Annotated in this window: 18 protein-coding genes; 7 read left to right on the top strand and 11 right to left on the bottom strand. The window is 57.2% G+C overall.

Going from position 1 to position 19,673, the window contains the following annotated elements; genetic code table 11:
- The coding region (locus VMW13_01460; GenBank protein HUV43475.1) for a DNA-formamidopyrimidine glycosylase at positions 1 to 304 on the top strand (304 nt) is incomplete at its 5' end.
- Positions 305 to 320: 16 nt separating this feature from the next.
- Here the strand turns inward: VMW13_01460 and VMW13_01455 are convergent.
- The 5 genes from VMW13_01455 to VMW13_01435 all read right to left on the bottom strand — a co-directional run bounded on the left by VMW13_01455 (position 321) and on the right by VMW13_01435 (position 3,401).
- Positions 321 to 506, bottom strand: coding sequence for a hypothetical protein (locus VMW13_01455; GenBank protein ID HUV43474.1), 186 nt, complete (start codon positions 504 to 506; stop codon positions 321 to 323).
- Positions 507 to 516: 10 nt separating this feature from the next.
- Positions 517 to 981 carry a tRNA (N6-threonylcarbamoyladenosine(37)-N6)-methyltransferase TrmO gene (tsaA, locus tag VMW13_01450; protein HUV43473.1) on the bottom strand — a complete coding sequence of 155 codons (465 nt, stop codon included), beginning with the start codon at positions 979 to 981 and terminating at the stop codon, positions 517 to 519.
- 22 nt (positions 982 to 1,003) lie between these two features.
- Complete coding sequence (locus tag VMW13_01445) at positions 1,004 to 1,783, bottom strand: carbon-nitrogen hydrolase family protein (GenBank protein HUV43472.1); 780 nt, start codon at positions 1,781 to 1,783, stop codon at positions 1,004 to 1,006.
- A gap of 177 nt (positions 1,784 to 1,960) precedes the next feature.
- A complete protein-coding gene (locus VMW13_01440; protein HUV43471.1) occupies positions 1,961 to 2,833 on the bottom strand; it encodes an SDR family oxidoreductase in 873 nt (290 codons plus the stop codon).
- 301 nt (positions 2,834 to 3,134) lie between these two features.
- Entirely contained in the window at positions 3,135 to 3,401 is a 267-nt protein-coding gene (locus VMW13_01435; protein HUV43470.1) for a DUF4342 domain-containing protein, read from the bottom strand.
- 547 nt (positions 3,402 to 3,948) lie between these two features.
- Between VMW13_01435 and argF the strand changes: the two genes are divergently transcribed.
- From argF to VMW13_01410, 5 genes are all read left to right on the top strand, one after another.
- A complete protein-coding gene (gene argF / locus VMW13_01430; GenBank protein HUV43469.1) occupies positions 3,949 to 4,866 on the top strand; it encodes an ornithine carbamoyltransferase in 918 nt (305 codons plus the stop codon).
- Between the two features lie 152 nt (positions 4,867 to 5,018).
- Complete coding sequence (locus VMW13_01425; protein HUV43468.1) at positions 5,019 to 5,294, top strand: hypothetical protein; 276 nt, start codon at positions 5,019 to 5,021, stop codon at positions 5,292 to 5,294.
- A 90-nt stretch (positions 5,295 to 5,384) separates the two neighbouring features.
- Complete coding sequence (gene der / locus VMW13_01420) at positions 5,385 to 6,701, top strand: ribosome biogenesis GTPase Der (GenBank protein HUV43467.1); 1,317 nt, start codon at positions 5,385 to 5,387, stop codon at positions 6,699 to 6,701.
- A complete protein-coding gene (plsY, locus tag VMW13_01415; GenBank protein HUV43466.1) occupies positions 6,698 to 7,384 on the top strand; it encodes a glycerol-3-phosphate 1-O-acyltransferase PlsY in 687 nt (228 codons plus the stop codon). Before der ends, plsY begins: the two co-directional genes overlap by 4 nt.
- Before the next feature lie 4 nt (positions 7,385 to 7,388).
- Positions 7,389 to 8,462, top strand: coding sequence for an NAD(P)H-dependent glycerol-3-phosphate dehydrogenase (locus tag VMW13_01410; GenBank protein HUV43465.1), 1,074 nt, complete (start codon positions 7,389 to 7,391; stop codon positions 8,460 to 8,462).
- On the opposite strand, the gene dnaJ is transcribed toward VMW13_01410, so the two are convergent.
- The 5 genes from dnaJ to hrcA all read right to left on the bottom strand — a co-directional run bounded on the left by dnaJ (position 8,463) and on the right by hrcA (position 14,819).
- Complete coding sequence (dnaJ, locus tag VMW13_01405) at positions 8,463 to 9,542, bottom strand: molecular chaperone DnaJ (protein HUV43464.1); 1,080 nt, start codon at positions 9,540 to 9,542, stop codon at positions 8,463 to 8,465. It abuts the gene before it with no gap.
- A 272-nt stretch (positions 9,543 to 9,814) separates the two neighbouring features.
- Positions 9,815 to 10,891 carry a hypothetical protein gene (locus VMW13_01400; GenBank protein ID HUV43463.1) on the bottom strand — a complete coding sequence of 359 codons (1,077 nt, stop codon included), beginning with the start codon at positions 10,889 to 10,891 and terminating at the stop codon, positions 9,815 to 9,817.
- 338 nt (positions 10,892 to 11,229) lie between these two features.
- Entirely contained in the window at positions 11,230 to 13,110 is a 1,881-nt protein-coding gene (gene dnaK, locus VMW13_01395) for a molecular chaperone DnaK (protein ID HUV43462.1), read from the bottom strand.
- Positions 13,111 to 13,196: 86 nt separating this feature from the next.
- Positions 13,197 to 13,715 (bottom strand): nucleotide exchange factor GrpE, encoded by a 519-nt coding sequence (locus VMW13_01390; GenBank protein ID HUV43461.1) that lies wholly within the window; start codon positions 13,713 to 13,715, stop codon positions 13,197 to 13,199.
- Between the two features lie 54 nt (positions 13,716 to 13,769).
- Positions 13,770 to 14,819, bottom strand: a complete 1,050-nt coding sequence (hrcA, locus tag VMW13_01385) for a heat-inducible transcriptional repressor HrcA (protein ID HUV43460.1) — start codon at positions 14,817 to 14,819, stop codon at positions 13,770 to 13,772.
- A 133-nt stretch (positions 14,820 to 14,952) separates the two neighbouring features.
- Here hrcA and VMW13_01380 point away from each other — a divergent pair, with 133 nt between their 5' ends.
- Complete coding sequence (locus VMW13_01380) at positions 14,953 to 15,621, top strand: MBL fold metallo-hydrolase (protein ID HUV43459.1); 669 nt, start codon at positions 14,953 to 14,955, stop codon at positions 15,619 to 15,621.
- Positions 15,622 to 15,670: 49 nt separating this feature from the next.
- Here VMW13_01380 and VMW13_01375 read toward each other — a convergent pair whose 3' ends face one another.
- Entirely contained in the window at positions 15,671 to 18,814 is a 3,144-nt protein-coding gene (locus VMW13_01375; protein ID HUV43458.1) for a hypothetical protein, read from the bottom strand.
- Between the last annotated feature and the right edge of the window lie 859 nt (positions 18,815 to 19,673).

The raw sequence follows: 19,673 nt of genomic DNA, 5'->3' as shown, positions 1-19,673 counted from the left end.
CCTTTACGCCGCCAGGCTCAATCCCTGGCAACCGGGCGGCAGCCTTTCCCGGCAGGAGATTAAGCGGCTTTATAACGAGATTCGCCGGATTTTATGGGCTGCGATTGATAACAAGGGGGCCAGCGTCGATACCTACTTCCGCCCCGACGGTTCGGAAGGTTCGGCGCACTACGAGTTCAAGGTAGCCCACGGTCTGGGCGGTAAGACCTGCTCCGTCTGCGGCGGGCTTATTGAACGGGGACTGGTGCGCAACCGGGGCACCTACTACTGCCAGAAATGCCAGCCTTTCAAACGATGCAAGTGATGCACTTCAAAACACCTTACGTCCTTTTCCGGACCAGGGGAATAAGAAAGGTAATACATCCGAGCAAGAACAGGCAGCTACCCGCTATTCCCAGGGGGCGCCCACTGACGACGCTGTCGGCAATGAAGAAGAAACTGCAAATTACGAATAGCAGCCACCCGTAGAGCTGGAACCGGCTCTCCTTTTCATTCTTTGTGGGCATCGATTCCCTCCTAAGGTTCCCCTTCGAAATAGCCCGCCATCAGGCGTCCTGCCCATTCCGGTACGTGTGCATCCGCGGGACTGTCGTATTCCGGGTAGTGCGGCTTGATGTCCAGCACCGGCGTACCGTTGACGGCATCCAGACCCCGTACCAGGAGCTCGCCGTCACCAACTCTGAGGAGTGAGACCACGGTAACGCCGATGGGATTGGGGCGGTGCTTCGAGCGCTGGGCGAAAAGCCCCACCTCCGGCATATTCTCGCGACCCTGCGGCCGCCGCCGGAGCACCTCCGGGGGTACCGCCCGGTGCATCCAGTAGACGACCAGGACGTGGGAAAAGTCCTCCAGGCCGACCAGGGCAGGCACCAGACCCTCCCGGAGCACTATCCTCGATTCGACCTCTCCCCAGCCGCCGTCTACCGGCTCCTCAACGCTGTTAACCACGTAGCCTATTGGCTCCAAAGATATCTTCATCATTCTCCCGAGTCCCTGCGGCTACTCATAGCTGTACTACACTATATTCCTTGAAGTCCAAACCCAGATAGGCTGCCCCGGGAAACCAGTCCGGCGTTGCGTACACCTGTCTGCCATCAGGCACAAAGACGTACCCGCCCCCGGGAAAATCCTCGTCCACCGTCCGTCCTGCCTGCGTGGCTACCGCTATCCAGATACCGTACTTCACAGCATAAACGGACAGTTGCTCATGGCACTTGCCCTGCCACCACTGAAAACCTGACCGCCAGTCCCGGGTTGCCTGTTCACCATACAGCCCCGGCGCTGCCAGCTCAAATACAATTAACGCACCCTGCCCGGCAGCTTCAGCAAACACCGTTTCATCATCAATATCAGCACAGACTGCCACTCCGAAGCACAGGTTATCGTGGTTGAAGACGCTGACATTCTCACCCGGTGTGAACCAGTCTGCCTCTTCATCCTTGATGGTCTTTTTACGGTAGTACCCAATGAGCTGCCCGCCGCGGACTACGACCTGCGTAACAAAGGGTTTGCCTGCGGGGTTGTGCTCTATCACGCCAGCCAGAAGGGAGGATTTACGCCCTTTTGTCATCTCCAGTACCACATCCATCTCGGGTCCGTCCAGGCGCACAATCGCTTCAGGGTACCTGGTCGGGTCAGCATAGCCCGTGATGCTCATTTCCGGAAAGCCAAGGATGTCTATTCCCCGTCTGTCTGCCTCGACGATATACCGCGACATACGCTCCAGGTTCGCGGTAACTGCCGCTTTCTCGCACCTCATTTGCACCAGGCCTATTCTGAGCATAGACTACATTCTACCAGTGGAATATGACTACGGAGTATTATAGCGTTGGTGTAACAGTGCTGCCAATTATACCCGCTCAGGGGCTCCGGCAACCAGAACATCCAAACGTAAAGTAGAATTATTAACGATGAGTTTCCGGGAAGGAGCAGGTAATTACTGTCATCCTGTTGACCAGGTTTATAGTCCTGATAGCGACACCATCAGGCCGGCATCAACGTTTATCATCTGACCAGTGACGTAGGTAGCCAGGTCGGAGGCAAGATACAGGGCAGTATGAGCACAGGTTTCCGGCGGAATCAGGTTATTGCTCAGGGGCATTATGTTGGAAATTGCCTGAAGCCGTTCCGGGTCAGCCCAGGCATAGCGCATCATCTCAGTCTCAATACCGCCGGGACCAATGGCATTGACCCTTATATTAAATCTGGCCAGGTCGGCGGCCAGGCCCTCTGTCAGCATCACCATACCCCGTTTGGTGATAGCATAGTTTGTCATTGCGCCACGTCCTGTGGCAAAGGCCCGCACTGAGGATATATTAATGATGTTCCCCTTATTCTGCTTCATCATGATTGGCGCTACCGACTTGCTGCAAAGCAGGCAGCTTTTCAGGTTATTCTCAAAAACAGCATCCCATGCCTGCTCATCAAGGTGCAGAATTGCCGCGGAATCCTTCATCAAAGCCATTCTCTCAACGGCGCGTGCTTTGAGTGCATCGAGGTCAAAGTCCTCCGGTTCGGTGCTCCGACCGCCATCGCCCACACCGGCATTATTAACCAGGATATCTATCCGCCCGAATTTCTCCATAACCCCGGCTACAAGAGGGGCAACATCTTCACTTTTCTTCACATCCGCGTGGACAGCCAGGGAACGCCGGCCAAGCTTGGTAATCCTTGCCGCCACAGCATCCAGTTCACCGGTACTGGTAACCCAGTCACATATCGCAACATCAGCGCCAGCCTCGGCAAACGTAATAGCACAGGCCTTGCCTATCCCTCTCCGTGCTCCTGTTACCAGGGCGACCTGCCCCTCCAGACTCAAGCTGGGAATGTTCACGGTGGAACCTCCTGAAAGTAATACTCAATTCCTGCTGTCATAGTGTCGATAAGTGGTAGTGGTAATGTTAACACATGTCAGGTGGGTTGGTCAGTCTTTCGTGGTTAAGCCTGTTCAAGCGCGTTGACCAGGGCAATAATACTGCTTCAGTCCGCCCAGCGCTGAGCCGACATAGGCATAGTGGGCGCAGGGAAAGAGGACGGGACCGAGTTTTCCCACAGTTATTGTCTTTTCCTCGGGGAGCCTGATGAGGATGATATAGCTGCCCTTTGCGTTTTAAGCGGCTCTGCGGGAGCACATGCTATTCTTCGTTCTTACCCGTGCCGTCGATCTTCTCCACCTCGATGGTGCACTCGGTAACCAGGGCGGCAAAAGCACCCAGGGCCGCCAGAAGTGGGGCCGCCATGATGGTTATCGCTGCTGCCGGAGCGCCGATTGTCAGTGGAATCTCCAGGATAGTGCGTTCCTCATGCACGATGCGTACCCTGCGGATGTTGCCCTCGCGGATGAGCTGTTTGACCTTGTCGATTACCTGGTTTCCTTTTACCTTAATCCTCTCCGTAGTCATCGTGGGTACCTCCTAATGCAGTCAAACACTATTGTAGGTTATCTGTGGGCGTTGTTCCAGTCGGTGCATCTGGTATCGTTCAGACAGAAGGGCGACACAACAGAGTGAGGCGTACAGGTATCCACCCCCTTCTCCGCTGGCGAGGGGGAGTAAGGGAATGGGGCGTACACGTATGATTCGCTTCGGGTAGTCCAGCCAGGTCTGGCGCCGCCGGACAGGGGGAAACGTCAAGGGGGGTGTCCCCCTTGAAATCCCCCTCGAAAGGGGTTACACCCCTCTCTAACACCCCAAAACGGTGTGAAGGACAATTTCAGGCAGAGGTCGTTTGCACCTTAGGGAGTGTGGCACTATCTGGTAAGAGCCTGGAGAATAGTCAATAAGCGGGGAGTCTTAGAGGTTTTACCCCTCTAACATCTATCTCGCCCTCCCATTGGCAAAGGGATGGGGACCAAGGGGGAGGGTTTCCATATTATGGAAAGAGCGCGTTCCTCAGGAACACGTATTCGTGCTATACTGTACAGGTGTCCCAGCGAAAGGGAGGAGTGGTGTGAAAGGGAAACACCTGCTTTCCATATCCGATATCAGTGATGAGGACATTGCCTCCTTCATGACCGGGGCTGTGGAGCTAAAAACCCGGGGTCGGTCTTCCTCACTTAACGGGAAGATACTGGCCCTGCTTTTTGAGAAACCGTCGTTGCGCACCAGGGTCAGCTTCGAGGTGGGGATGCGTCAACTGGGGGGTGAGGTAGTCTACCTCTCTCCGGCCGAGGTCGGTCTCGGGGGGCGGGAGTCGGTATCTGACGTAGCCCGGGTTCTCGGGCGGTACGTTGATGCTATCTCGGCGCGTACCTTTACCCACAAAACAGTTGAAGAACTGGCCTGTTATGCTGGCGTGCCGGTGATAAACGCGCTATCCGACCTGGAGCACCCCTGCCAGGCCCTGGCTGACCTGCTTACCGTCTACGAGAAGAAGGGTGGGCTGAAGGGCGTGACGCTTGCCTTTATCGGCGACGGCAACAATATCGCCCACAGCCTGCTGCTGGCAACGGCACTGGCGGGGATGCATTTCAGGATTGCTTCTCCGGCAGGGCATGCCGTGCAGGAGGACATAATGCGTACGGCGCAGGAGTATGCTGCCGCCACCGGTGCCAGTATCCTCTGCACCCGTGAGCCTTCCGAGGCAGTGCGTGGAGCAGACGTGGTCTATACCGATGTCTGGACGAGTATGGGGCAGGAAGAGGAGGCGGAAGAGAGGCGCCGGACGTTTGCCGGCTATCAGGTCAATGCTGGTCTGCTCGGTCTGGCCAGTAAAGATGCGATATTCATGCACGACCTGCCCGCCCACCGGGGGGAGGAAGTAACCGATGATGTTATGGATGGCCCGCAATCAGTAGTTTTCGACCAGGCGGAAAACCGGATGCACGCACAGAAGGCCCTGCTGGTTAAGTTGCTGGGTGCTACGTAGACGGTGCTGACTGGCACCAGCAACAGACTGACCGCTTATCTACCTCACCCCCTCGGTCCCCCTCTCCTTCAAAGGAGAGGGGGAGAAGAATAAAGAGGGGCTTCGCTCCTCTTAGACGCCTAGCTATCATAGATTTGTGAAGGAGGCTTGATATGACTCAATCAGACTATATAAGAGAAACACCACAATATGGAGTAATAAGCGAAGGTATTATCGAGTTTGAAGACCAGCAAGAGATTAGAATTGAGAGGCTATATGTAAGAAACACAGGCGAAGTAGAAATACGTTTCTCCTGGTGGAAACATGGTCGCTTCATTCCTCGTCCAATGCACGCAACAGAAAAGCAATTGCTTGATCTATTTAACGAAGGACTAAGAGCTGGTGTTCTTTCGCCAGCTTTCCGGGAGAGGTTGAGACAGCTGCTCTAGCGAGGGGAATTGAAAGGGGCGAAGCCCCTTTAGGAAATTCTATCCCTCTCCCCTTATCAAGGGGAGAGGGATAAAGGGTGAGGGGTTAAAGTGGCAGTAAGGAAGCCCATCGTGGCTATTGTCGGCCGGCAGAATGTCGGCAAATCTACCCTGCTTAACCGGCTGGCAGGCCGGCGGATAGCCATCGTTGAGGACCTGCCGGGGACGACGCGCGACCGCGTGGTGGCTGATATTACCTGGCAAGACAATGTCTTCACCCTGGTGGATACCGGTGGTCTCGTGACAGACCCCGATACTTCTGTCGGTCAGCGTGTCAGAGAGCAGGTAGAACTGGCTGTTGCCGAGGCCGACGCCATAATCTTCCTGGTGGATGTCCGGGATGGAGTAACGCCCTCTGACCTGGAGGTGGCTGACCTGGTGAGGCGGGCCAGCAAACCGGTGGTGTTGGCGGCCAATAAGGCAGATAATGACCGGCTGGAGACCCACGCCGTGGAGTTCCACGAACTGGGACTGGGCGAACCGCTGGCAGTCAGTGCTCATCACGCCAGGGGTACCGCCGAGCTGCTGGACAGGCTCGGTGCCCTTCTGCCGCTAGTAGAGGTTGAGGCCGAACAGGACATCATGAAGGTAGCCATTGTCGGCAGGCCCAATGTCGGCAAGTCGATGCTGCTTAATGCCCTACTCGGTAGCGAGCGTGCCATCGTTGATGATACACCAGGGACAACGCGGGACGCTATCGATACGCTACTTGACTTCGAGGGTGAAAGTGTGCTACTCATTGATACTGCGGGCATCCGCAGGCGGGGTCGGCTAGGAGTGGGAATAGAGCGGTACAGCGTCATGCGGGCGCTTCGGGCTATCGACCGGGCCGATGTCGCTCTGCTGGTTATGGATGCTACCGAGTTACCTGTGGCGCAGGATATGCATATTGCCGGCTACGTGTTACAGGCGGTCAAGGGGATTATCCTGGTGGTTAATAAGTGGGACCTTATCGCCGATAAGAACAAGGCTGAATGGGATAGATACCTGAAAAGCCAGTTCAAGTTCATGGCCTATGCTCCTGTGCTCTATACATCGGCCCAGTTTGGCCAGGGTGTGGGTGAGGTCCTGCCGCAGGCAAGGCAGGTATACCGGGAGAGGCTTAAACGGTTGACTACTTCCGAAGTGAATAACGTCATACAGGAAGCCGTGGCGGCACATATCCTGCCGCGCAAGGGTCGTAAGCACTTGAATGTCCTCCATGTTACCCAGGCGGAAGTGAACCCGCCCACATTTGTGTTTTTCGTCAATGACGCCAGGATTGTCCATTTCTCATACCGGCGCTACCTGGAGAACAAGTTGCGCCAGGCCTTTGGCTTCACTGGCACACCGCTGCGCCTGGTCTTCAGAACAAGGGGTGAGGCATGATAGTCTGGCAGTACATTGCGTGCCTGGTAGTTGGCTACCTCATGGGTTCGATACCGGTTGGTTACCTGGTAACCAAACGGAATACGAAGGTTGACGTCAGGGCACATGGGAGCGGCAAGACTGGAGCAACCAACGTGCTACGAACGGCAGGCATAAGGTCGGCGGCGATAGTCCTTACCGGCGACCTGGTCAAGGGGGTCTTGGCGGTGGTATTTGCCGGTCTGATTATGGGCAAGAGCTATCTGGCGGTGGGGGACTTCGGCTTCGGGCTGCCGCTGGGTCAGGTGCTGGCGGCCTTCGCAGCCGTACTGGGGCACAACTGGCCGGTATTCCTCAAGTTCCGTGGGGGAAGGGGCGTTGCCACCTTTTTCGGTGGTATGGCAGCTTTCATTCCGGTTGCCGCGCTATTTGGTGGGGAGATATTGCTCATTGGTGCCGTTGTGACCAGGTTTGCCTCACTGGGTTCCATCGCCGGTGTGGTCGGCTCCTATGCAATCGTCGTCCCGCTGACTGTCTTGAATGGCTGGCCACTGGAGTATCTGGTATATTCCCTGGTCGGCACTCTGGTTATTGTCATCATGCACCGGGGCAATATTGCCCGGCTTATCGCGGGTAAGGAACGCCGCCTGGGTGAGAAGGCCGAGGACCTGAAGTCATCCCCTTCTGAAGAGGGTGGGGTGTAAACCGATGCCCCAGATTGCCGTCATCGGCACTACCGCCTGGGGAGCCACTCTCGGGACTGTCTGGGCTGAGAACGGGCTTCATGTCAGTCTGTGGGCACGTACCGAGGAGGAGGCGGTTGAGCTCAGGGGTGCGGAACCGAAGATTCCCCGGCTGGACGGCATCAAGTTCCCATCTCGGTTATCTGTCACCAACTCGCTGAAGCAGGCGCTGAGTGGTGCCGAGGCGGTTATCCTGGTGGTGCCGGCGCAGACCATACGTCACAATATCAGGCTGGTTGCCGGGTACCTTGGTGAGTCGATGCTGGTGCTGAGCACTGCCAAGGGGCTGGAGATTGGCAGCAACAAGCGGATGACCGAGGTAATAACCGAGGAGATATCCCCCGAGTTCCATCGTAATATCTGCGTACTGTCCGGCCCCAATCTCTCCAAGGAGATTCTGCGTGGCCTGCCCGCGGCTACAGTGGTGGCTGCTGAGAGCGAGGCTGTCTGCCGTACCGCCCAGAAGCTGCTGACGACGCCGAATCTGTGCGTGTACCACAATACCGACGTTATCGGTGTCGAGCTGGGGGGTGCCCTGAAGAATGTTATTGCCCTGGCTGCCGGTATTGCTGACGGTCTGGGCTACGGTGATAATGCCAAGGCCACCCTCGTCACGCGGGGTCTGGCGGAAATCACCGCTTTTGGAGTGGCCCTCGGGGCAAATCCCCTGACATTTTCCGGGTTGGCCGGTCTTGGCGACCTCATGGCGACCTGTGCCAGTCCGTTGAGCCGTAATCACTATGTCGGTGTGGAGTTGACCAGGGGCCGTTCGCTGGAAGAGATAGCCGGCTCGATGACCGGTATTGCCGAAGGGGTGAGTACTACGATTGCTGCCTGGGAGCTGGCGCGACAACTCGGGGTGGAGATGCCGATAACCGAGGGGATGTACCGGGTGTTGTACCAGGGTGCCGACCCACGGGAGGAGGCACTGGCCCTGATGGGTGCTCAGGCCAGGCATGAGCTTGCCGGTCGCAGGTGGAAACTCTTTTCTCTCTTCCGGCACAAGACACGCAGCCGGTCCGGGCAGCCTGCTTCGTAATCAGCGGTTCGGCCGCTTTTTCTTGCCGGTGCCGAGACTGTCCGCCAGTTCCTCGAAGAGCCGCCGCTGCTCCTTGTTCAGTGACTCAGGAGTAACCAGGGACACCGTGACCAGTTGGTCGCCGCGTCCCCTGTCGTTGAGGTGAGGCACACCCTTGTTCCTGAGCCTGAAGACGGTGTCCGTCTGGCAGCCGGCGGGAATTTTCAGCTTACTGTCATCATCCAGAGTGGGCACCTCTACCTCCGTTCCCAGCGCGGCCTGAGCGAAGTTGAGCGGTAACTCGTAGAGGATGTCGTCACCGTCCCGTTCGAAGTACTCGTGCTCGATGACTGATATCACCACGAACAAGTCGCCGGATGGACCGCCCCTGGTGCCTGCTTCGCCTTCCCCGCGTAGACGAATCTGATTGCCGTTGTCAACTCCGGGTGGTACCTTGACCGATATCTTGCGATGTTGTTTCTCCCGGCCGCTGCCTCTGCATGTAGGACAGGGTTCGGTGATGATTCTACCTTCACCGTGACAGCGTGGGCAGGTGGTGATATTGGTAAACCGGCCGAAGATGCTTGCCTGGACACGGCGCACCTCTCCAGCACCATCGCAATTGGGACAACGGACCGGCTGTGTGCCCGGTTTGCTGCCGGTGCCCTGGCACTCGGAGCAGTTCTCCGTACGGGTAATGTCTATCTCCTCTTCACAGCCGAAGGCAGCCTCTTCCAGGGTTAAGGAGAGCCTGGTCTGGAGGGAAGCACCTTGTTGTGGTGCCTGGCGTGTGGACGTGGTAGTCCCGCCAAAGAAGGCGTCAAAGATGTCACCGAAACCGAAGTCGAACCCCTCAGAATCGCGACCGAAGAAGCTCGAACCACCACTATGTCCGAAGCGGTCATAGGTGGCACGCTTGGTGGTGTCGGAGAGTACTTCGTAGGCCTCGTTGGCCTCCTTGAACTTCTCCTCGGCACCATCTCCCCGGTTATGGTCCGGATGGTACTTGAAAGCCAGTTCCCGGAATGCCTTCCGTATGTCCTCGCCGGTGGCATTCCGGTCTATGCCCAGTACCTCGTAGTAGTCACGTTTGGTTGGCATAAGGTAACCCTATCCCCTATATGCCTGTCTCCTTTTTAAGGAGACAGGGAATGGTTGCGTTAGAGGGGGTGCCCCTAAGAAGGGGCCAAGCCCTCTACGACTCCCCTTTCAGCAGCATTCTATCGTAGCCTGTCTCGGATTAAGCCAGGAGAAGTGACAGCCCAGAATCCAGGCGCGAATGTAGTCTGTGTTACGTTTTGATGGCATATTGTTTTCTACTTCATCCTTTATACCCCGTCACCCTCTATACCTTCCCTGATTGGGCCCCTCTATCAGGCCTGCTCAGGGGGGGCCGGGATATGCTCAGGTGGTCTGACCGCCTTCATTTTAAGTGCTTCCTGCTGACAGCCGACTACACAGGAGCCGCAACCGAAGCACTTCTCGGCAATGATAGACGCCTTGTACTTCTTGCTGCCTTCGGGTTTTACCATTTCTACAGCATCGAACAGGCAGCGTTCCACGCAGTCCTGACAGCCATTACAGTCTTCCTGGTTAACGTATGCCTGGTAGCGGCTCTTCTCCCATATCGTGCCAATGGGAAGTCCGGCCTGGTCTATCGGGATGTACATCATGCAGCAATCACGGCAGCACTGGCAGCTAAGCCTGGGGCCGTTTATGGTCGTGATATTGTCCCACTTGTGGAGCAGCCCGGATTCTTCGACGATATCATTCAGCTCCAGGGCTTCCTCCAGACTTAGCTCCCTTCCTGACCCCCGTGTGATAACATAGTCGGCAGCCCGTCCAAACTGAATGCACGCCCAGTGAGCTACTTCATCGTGAACCGCACATGGCTCTCCCACCGAGGCGGTACAAAGGCGGCAGGAACATGGTACCACAGCGATGCGTTCCTGTGCCCTCAACATCTCCGGGAAGTTTTCGCAGGGCAGGACACCGTCAAGGTCTTTAATCGCTTTATAAGCGGGGACTATCCGGTCGTTGGGCTTACTTTGAAGCTTCATCCGCTCCGCAAAAGAGGGGTACATCTCGTTCATTACGAAGTCGTACCACAGTTCGAAGAATCTGCGGTCCTTTTCCACGTCAAGCTCCTCTGAAGCCATAGTGGCATCATGAAACTGACCGATAGAACGGGCAAAGCGGTAGAACTCACGCCGGCGAAAGTCTCCTCGCGGGAAGATGACGCCTTTGAAGAAAAGCTCATCCAGGTTGTCTCTCACCCTGTTGGCGTCTATTCCTGTTTTCTCCGCTACTTCCTGTGGTGTTCCGGGTAATTCCGTTACCATCAAGGCCTGGTCCGGGGACATCAGTTCCTCCATTATCGGCCGCAAGCGTTTGGAACCGGGGAACCCCAGGTATTCCATGAGCACTTCGTAGGTGTTGTCTCTACTCACCGGGCGTGTCCTCCTTGAATACTTCGTTCAGAATCTCCGAATCGGTGGCCTCTACGCCAGCACGAGGGATTCCGTGGCAGCCGCGCTTCATTGAGATGTTGGAACCCTATCCCCTATATGCCTGTCTCCTTTTTAAGGAGACAGGGAAGGGTTGTGTTAGGGGGGCTTCTCCCCTTCTGAGGGGCGCCCCCTCTATGACTCCCCTTTCAGCAGCATTCCGTCGTAGCCTGTCTCGGATTAAGCCAGGAGAAGTGACAGCCTGAGACCCAGGCGCGAATGTAGTCCGTGTCACGCTTGGCTGGCATCAGGTAACCCTATCCAGTATAAGCCCTCTATACCTATACCTCGTGGAACTCTCCTTCAACGGTACCTTCGTCGTCGCCACCTTCAGGAGGTGGTTCCTGGTCGGGCGGTGGCTGCTGCTGGTAGACGGCCTGGCCTACCTTCTGCATGGAGTCGGATAGCTCCTGGCTGGCCCTCTTGATGGCTTCAACGTCGGCCCCCTGTATCACCGAACGCACCGCGGCTACCTTCTCCTCCACCTCTTTGTTGAGGTCTTCGGGTATCTTGTCCTTATTGTCTCTGAGCATTTTATCCGCAGTGTAGGCCATGGAGTCTGCGGTGTTGCGTATCTCCACCTCTTCCCGGTATTTGGTGTCTTCGGCGGCGTGCATCTCTGCCTCACGCTGCATCTGCTCTACCTCTTCCTTGGCGAGTCCGCTGGAAGCGGTGATGGTAATCTTCTGCTCCTTGCCGGTGCCCTTATCGTGGGCCTTGACGCTGAGGATGCCGTTGGCATCAATATCGAAGCTGACCTCGATCTGGGGCACGCCACGCGGCGCCGGCAGGATACCGTCTAGCATGAACCGCCCCAGTGTCCGGTTGTCCGCCGCCATGGGTCTCTCGCCCTGGAGGACAAGAATCTCCACACTGGGCTGGTTGTCCGCGGCAGTGCTGAATATCTGGCTCTTGGAGGTGGGGATGGTGGTGTTGCGGGGGATGAGTGGGGTGACCACTCTACCCACCGTTTCAATGCCCAGGGTGAGCGGGGTCACGTCAAGGAGCAGGACGTCCTTGACGTCTCCCTTGAGCACCCCTGCCTGGATGGCGGCACCGATAGCCACTACCTCGTCCGGGTTGACGCCCTTGTGAGGTTCCTTGCCGAAGAACTGCTTGACCTTTTCCTGGACCAGCGGCATCCGTGTCTGCCCACCGACCAGTACCACCTCGTCAATCTGTGCCGCCGTCTTATCCGCGTCCGTCATTGCCTGACGGCATGGTCCCAGGCTCCTCTCCACCAGGTCCATGACCAGTTGTTCCAGCTTGGACCTGGAGAGGTTCATACTGAGGTGCTTGGGGCCGCTGGCATCGGCGGTAATGAAGGGCAGGTTGATTTCCGTCTGCTGGACGGTGGATAGCTCCGTCTTGGCTTTCTCGGAGGCTTCCTTGAGGCGCTGCAAAGCCATCTTGTCCTGGCGCAGGTCGATTCCCTGCTCACGCTTGTACTCATCACAGACCCAGTCCATGATTATCTGGTCGAAATCATCACCACCGAGGTGGGTGTCACCGTTGGTGGATTTCACCTGGAAGGTGCCGCCACCAAGCTCAAGGATGGATATATCGAACGTACCGCCACCGAGGTCATAGACCGCGATAGTCTCCTCGCTCTTCTTGTCCAGCCCGTAGGCCAGGGCGGCGGCGGTGGGCTCGTTGATTATGCGCAGGACTTCCAGCCCGGCGATTTTACCGGCGTCCTTGGTTGACTGGCGCTGGCTGTCGTTGAAATAGGCGGGCACGGTGACCACAACCTCGTTTACTGTCTCACCAAGGTAGGCTTCGGCATCCGTTTTGAGTTTCTGGAGAATCATCGCCGAGATTTCCGGGGGGCTGTATTCCTTGCCTCCCATTATCACCCGGGCGTCATTGTTGGATGCCTTCACTATTTTGTAGGGCAGGTGCGCGCGGTCATACTCCACAGAAGGCTCATCGTACTTCCGTCCCATAAGGCGCTTGATGCTGAAGACGGTATTGTCTGCATTGGTGATTGCCTGGCGTCGGGCTACCTGCCCCACGAGGCGTTCGCCGGTCTTGCTGATGGCCACGACTGACGGCGTGGTACGACCGCCCTCGGCATTAGGGATAACGGTTGGCTCGCCACCTTCCATCACTGCTACTGCAGAAAACGTCGTCCCCAGGTCTATTCCAATAACTTTTCCCATATTCCACTCCTCCTATCCAGGACGTACCTGGTATTGTTTTCCAGGTGTACCGGGCCTTTCCCACTGGTATTCTCAGGCCCGGAGTGCTATTCTTCTTCGGTCTCTCCACTGCCCACAATCACCACGGACGGACGGAGTACCCTGTCCTGGAGCATATATCCCTTCTGTAGCTCCTGTACCACGGTCCCTTCCTCACCTTTGCTGTGCCCGGCCGCTTGATGGAAATTGGGGTCGAACGCTTCGTCCATTGCCTTTATCTGGATGAGGCCCTGTGCCTCCAGCCCCGCCCGGAGCTTTCGCTCAATGAGCCGGATTCCCTCCACCCAGTCGGAATCGGTCAACTGGGGCTTAACCGAATCAAGCGCCCGTTCCAGGTCGTCCAGAACGGGCAGAAGACCGAGCATGAGCTGCGCATTGGCGAATTTGGAGAGTTCTCCCTTTTCCTGCTCGCTACGCCGCTTGTAGTTCACGAAATCCGCCTGGGACCTTTGCCAGTTGGCCAGGTAGTTCTCCGCCTTCTCTTTCTCTTCGGCGAGGGCCTGGTTCAAAGCCGTCACCTCGTCCACCTCGGGCTCATCCTGGGTAACTCGCTCTTCATCGGACATTACAATCCACCACGCTCTCCGGGTTCTCTAATCAACCGTCGGTTCAGTCACCGTCTACTGGTATTCCGCACTGTGCCGGGTGGTTTCCTCCCTGCCGTATAGTCTGGCCACCATCTGGCTGAGCAACCAGGACAGGTAGTCTATGGCGGCGATGGCGCGGGCGTAGGGCATCCGTGTGGGTCCGACAATCGCCAGTGTGCCGACGGCCTCGTCCAGCAGTCCGTAGCGGCTAACGACGACGCTGTACTCCCGGATGATTTCAGACTCATTCTCCCCGCCGATGACCACTTTGACCCCCTGCCCGGGGAGTATACGAGGCAGGATGCTTTTCAACAGGCTTCTGCGCTCGGTAAGCTCCACCAGAGCCTGGACATGCTTGCTGTCGGCAAACTCCGGCTGCTCAAGCACGAAGTGCAGCCCATCGAAGTAAGGCTCAGTGCTGCCCTCCTCGTCTTCGTCACGCATCACGCTCAGTACGCAATCACTGAACTGCTGCTCGACGGGGGAAAGGGTCTCTTCCCGGTCTGGGATTTGCTCGGCAGCCAGGCCTGAGTAGGCTGTGTTCAGCTTCATAGAGATTACGGCTAGCTCCGACTGGGTGACCTCCTGTTCAAAGGTCACCAGTTGCTGTCTGACCTTGGCTCCCTGGAGTACCAGGACCAGCAGTGCGGTTGTCTCCTGGAGACTGACCAGTTCCATATGCTTGTAGCGGCACCGGCTGGTTTTTAGTGTCGCCACGACTGCCATATTGTGGGCCAGGTGAGCTAGAAGTGTTGCCGTCAGACTCAACCACTCGTCCAGCCTGCTCTCCACCTGATGGAAGAGATGGCTTATCATTCGCTGCTGGGCCGGAGGCAGCTTGATATCTTCCAGAGACTCGACATAGTAACGGTAACCCATATCGGACGGGATGCTTCCGGCCGAAGGGTGCGGGCGGGTGATGTAGCCTCCTTGTTCCAGCCGTGCCATCTCATTACGGATGGTGGCCGAGCTCACTGCCAGGCCATAATCATGCATGATGCTCTGTGACGGCACCGGAATCGCCCTGGCAATGTACTGCCCGACTATTGACTTGAGGATGGTCTCCGTTCTGGGAGATAGCATTTTCGTCTCCGGTTAGCAGTCTAAGGTTGAGAGTGCTAACAACTCTAAATTACCATCTGCACCCCTTACTTGTCAAGGTTTTTTGCTCTTCCAGTACGGCCGACGCTGGTTGCCGCCGGAGGGTGGCTGCTAATTGAACCATATCATTGTCTGTGCTATATTGGGATACATGGACATCAACTGGCTGGGACATTCCTGTTTCCGTATCCGCGGCAGACAGGCCACCATCATCACCGACCCGTATTCACCGGACTACGGCTATTCCCTGGGGAAGCCCACGGCAGGTATTGTCACCGTCAGTCATCAGCATCCGGGGCATTCCTATACCCAGGGTGTGAGTGGTGAATTCAGACCAGTCAGGGGGCCCGGTGAATACGAAATCAGCGGCGTCCTCATTATCGGTATAGCCACCTTTCATGACAGCGAAAAGGGGGCGACGAAGGGTAAAAACACCGTCTACCTGATGGATGTGGATGAGGTGTCAATCTGCCATATTGGTGACCTGGGGCACGTGCTTACCGCGGACCATTTGGAGCAGATAGAGCACGTGGACGTGCTGCTGGTTCCGGTGGGTGGGGTGTCTACAATCAATGCCGCAACCGCCACCGAGTTAGTGCGACAGCTGGAACCGAAAGTGGTTATACCCATGCACTACCGGACTGATGTGCTGGACCGCGGACTGGCTCCGGTGGATGAATTCCTCAGGGAAATGGGGTTGAAGGATATCGTTTCCCAACCAAAGCTCTCTATCACCAGGGCAAACCTGCCCCAGAGCACCCAGGTCTATCTTCTTGACTACTGACCTGGCCCCTCTCCCGGTCCGTCTTTAACTGCCTTCTCTTAGCACCCTGTTAGAAGCGCCTGGTCTTTACTACCAGGGCCAGCAGAACGGCCAGAATCAGCACCATTGCCGCCAGCAGTCCAATAATGGTGTAGGTTGCCCACTCGGGGACTACTATCTCAACCGTGGTCTGCAGTGTCGGGGGTAATTGCGGCGCCAGGGGTTCCTGTATCGGCGGGTCGGGCGCCAGCGGTTCCGGGTCCGGCTCTACAGTCGGTGGCGACTGAGGCTGCTCTGGTTCAATCGCCGGGGAGGATTCCAGATGCCCGGGGTTGGGTGACGGTTGCACCGACTCCGGTGCCGGGGGTGGTGGTGCTGGTCCGGTGGTGAAGGCACTGACCGCACTCCAGGCACTGTGACTGTCCCGCGAGCAGCCCCTTACCTTCCAGTAATAGGTGGTATCGTAGTCCAGGGCGGTATCGCTTTGCCAGGCCGTGACCGGCAGGGCATCCGCGCCGTCTTTCATTACCACCAGTTTCGTGAAGAGGATGTCCGTTGATACCAGCAGTTCGTAGCCTTCCGCGCCTCCGATAGCGTCCCACTGGAAGACCGGTTTCTGTGGGACTTCGCGGGCACCGGCCTGGGGACTGAGCAACTCCAGGGCGCTGACAGTACGCCCGAGAATGGTGGTGAACGACAACCTGGCTGACCACGGGCTCAGCACCGGCTTGCTGGCCCTCACCCGCCAGTGGTAGGTGGTGTCCGGTTGTAGAGTCGGCAGCCGGACAGAGGTGGCGCTGGTATTGCCCTCAAAGCCTTCGGGGACGCTGGAGAAGTTGTCGTCGTAGTCAATCTGCCACTGGTACTGTGTCGTCCCTTGCGGTCCTGCCCACACAAGGGTGACATTATCCGTATTCACCCCTGGGGCCTTATCGTTCGGTGAGGCCGAGACTACCGGTATGCACATCGTGTCAATATAGGTCATCAGCCTGGTGTTCTGGCTGTCAACCGACCACAGCCGGTTGCCGCACGTCCAGAGTCCGTCCAGTTTGGCGTCATCATCAAGTCCGAGGGTTACCGTCTCGAAGGTCTGGTTCAGGGGAAACGTGGGGTTGAGTGAGCGTTCCATGCCCCCTTTGTTCCCAGTCGCATCCACCGGTTGCGAGTCGATGGCATAGAGCGTGTCGGTGGTAGAGAGCGAATGAATGGATGTTATGGCTACCTGCCCGATAATGGTATTCTCCGGCAGGGTGCTGTTTATGGCTTGCCAGAGGTCGTCCCTGCCGACGACAAAGCGGAAGATGCGCTCATCATCCCCGGCACTGACCACGGCCCTGCCGGTGGCATAGATAGCCCCGTTGCTATTGAATGTGGGGTGAAAAGCAACGCAGACTTCGCCAGTGCCGTTGACCAACGGTAACTGCTGGCCCAGCGGGACGAAACTGGCCCCGCCATCGCGTGACCAGTACACCTGTCCGGTGGCATTACCTGCCAATATCGTCAGGTCATACTCGTAGCCCGGTGAAACAGCCAGGGAGGCCAGCGGCTGGCTGCCCGTGGCGGCTCCGGAGGGAGGCAGGAAGCTGGTACCGTCGAAACGGTAGACCCGTCCCTTGCTGCCGTCGTATCCGGTAATGAAGAGAGAGTTGCCCGTGGTAGCCCAGGTATCGACGGTTAGAGGGGCAGGAAACGGCGCAAATGTTGTGCCGTTATCCGTTGATTTCCAGACGGTGGGGTTGCCGTTACCCATACCGGTAAGGAATACCACCTGATTGCCACCGCTGTATTCGCCGGAGGCCACCACTTTGCGGATTTCATCGACCCCGGCATCGCTGCTGCTGAGTAGCCTTTCCCAGGAGGCCCCATCGGTCACGCTCCGCCACAGGCTCTGCACGGTATGCTGGGCGTCATGGGTCACCATGAACAGGGTCTTGTCCTGCCAGTGGCGGGGAGATACCGCTACGTCGATGATGGTGCTCATTGCCGTATCTATCAGGCTTACCTGCTGCCACGTAATGCCTCCGTCCCTGGTGCGGGAAAAGGCACTCTCCGTACCACTGGTGACGGCGAAGGCTTCTCCACTGGTGCTGAAACCGGGAAGTAGGAGGATATGGGTGGTGGACTGTCCGGTGGGGTTTCTGGTACTGGTTGTCCAGTTAAGGCCGTCATCGGTGCTGATGTAGACCTCCGCACTCCCGGCAGCACCGGCGAGCAAGCTGGCATCGGCGGTATTACCGGCAACTTCAAGACTGGTAACATCCACACCGGCCAGACCGGAGGCAGAGCCAATATCCAGGTCGGTGGTTGTCAGGCTGCCGACAACCAGGCTTATCCGGTAAACATCGCCGCCGTCACTGTCAGTGTCTATCCCGATGAATAGAGACCCGCCTTCGGCAAGCGCTTGATAGTCATCGGGGAAGGCAATTGCTGCTGATGCCGGCACCACACCCGGAACTGTCGTGCCGCTTATTGTTGCGCCCCAGTTTTCGCCGGCAATCCTGGCAAGAACGAAGCTGTCCGTCTCGTCACTGGCCACGGCAAGGAGCTGGCCGTCATCGGTGAAGCGGGGGGAGAAGGCGATGCAGGAGACATCATAGTTACCGATATCGGTGTTCACCCAGCCAGACGGAAGGTCGTTTTCGTCCAGGATGAAGACACCTCCGTACTCCGTGGCATCGGTGTCTCTGGTACCGACGGCTACCAGTTTGGCGGTGCCTGGTCCGGTGATGTCAATAGAGGCAATTTCCAGGTTGTTACTACCGCTGCCGCCTGGGTTTGCCGGCAACGGGACAAAGCTGACGCCGGCGTCGGTGGACTTGTATACGATTGAACTGGTGGCGTAGTAGAGGATACTGGCATCGCCCGGGACGGTGATGATATCGATTATGGTGTCCTGCACACCGCCAGTCTGTGACCAGTGAACTCCACCATCACCGGATTTGAATAGACGGTGGGCTGTTCCTGTGGGAGTGGCATAGCAGTAGAGGGTGCCTTCGGTGGTCCTGGCCAGGTGCCTGGTGTCGGCGCCACTGGCGAGTACCCAGCTGCCCGATTCCCCTTCGGCGGGAATACCAACCTGGCACCACCGGACCTCTTCTATGGCAGCCGCCAGGCCGGTAGACGGAACGAAGAACAGCAGTCCCGGCAACAGGAATATAGCCAGCACTGTTAGGAATTCCCTGGTCTTAATGCGGCGACTGCGTGTGTCCGCCATAGGCTGCATTTTACATTCGTGGCGGGATGAAGTCAAGGAAGGGAGGGGGGTGGCGGGAGCTACAGGCGAAAGGACAGAAAAGTGCCAGAGATAAAAAATCCGGGAAACAATTCGAGGCTAGCCAGGCGTGATTTGTTTTTCGTGTTATGTCTACTCAGAAGTAGATATGGTAAGTAGATGGGCAGAGACGGGCTTGTGTTTGTGACTCTATTCCTCCCTGGAGGGTGTGGGAGCCAAATCAGGGGGGACAGTTCCAGTGAAGGGTATGGCTACGTCAAGGGGGGTACCCCCTTGAAATCCCCCTTCAAAGGGGTTACACCCCTCTTGACACCCCCAAACGGTGTGGGGATAGGTTGTCGGCAGGGTTCATTCGCACCTTAAAGGCTGGTGTTTGCCTGGGCTATGGTTGGGAAGGAGACTGTGACCACAGTCTCGCATGGGCAGAAGAACGGGTCAAGGGAGACACCCCTTTGAAAGCCCCCTTCAAAGGGTTCCGTCCCTTCTGAGGGACGCCCCCTCTTTGACACCCCAAAACGGTGTGGGGGCTAGTCTGTAGGCAGGCGTTATTTGCACCTTATAGAGAGGGGTGTTACCAGGGTAATGATTTCGGGAATAGCATAGGAGAGTCCCCTCTCAATCTTCCTTTACGAGAGGGAGAGGTAGAGAAGAGAGAGGTTGTGCGCCACTGACTACAGTGGCGTGCCATTGACTACAGTGGCGTGCCATTGACTACAGTGGCGCAGCAATGATGGTGGGAGGCGGGCTTTCTGTGAAAAGAGGCGAGCCCCCCGCCAGGCGGGGGGCTCGCGGGGGTTCCGTGTTGCGCGACGTCCGTCACGCCAGGACTATTTAACAGGCT

It is taken from the genome of Dehalococcoidales bacterium (assembly GCA_035529395.1).
Taxonomy (GTDB): domain Bacteria; phylum Chloroflexota; class Dehalococcoidia; order Dehalococcoidales; family Fen-1064; genus DUES01.
This window is presented reverse-complemented; position numbering and strand designations above follow the sequence as displayed.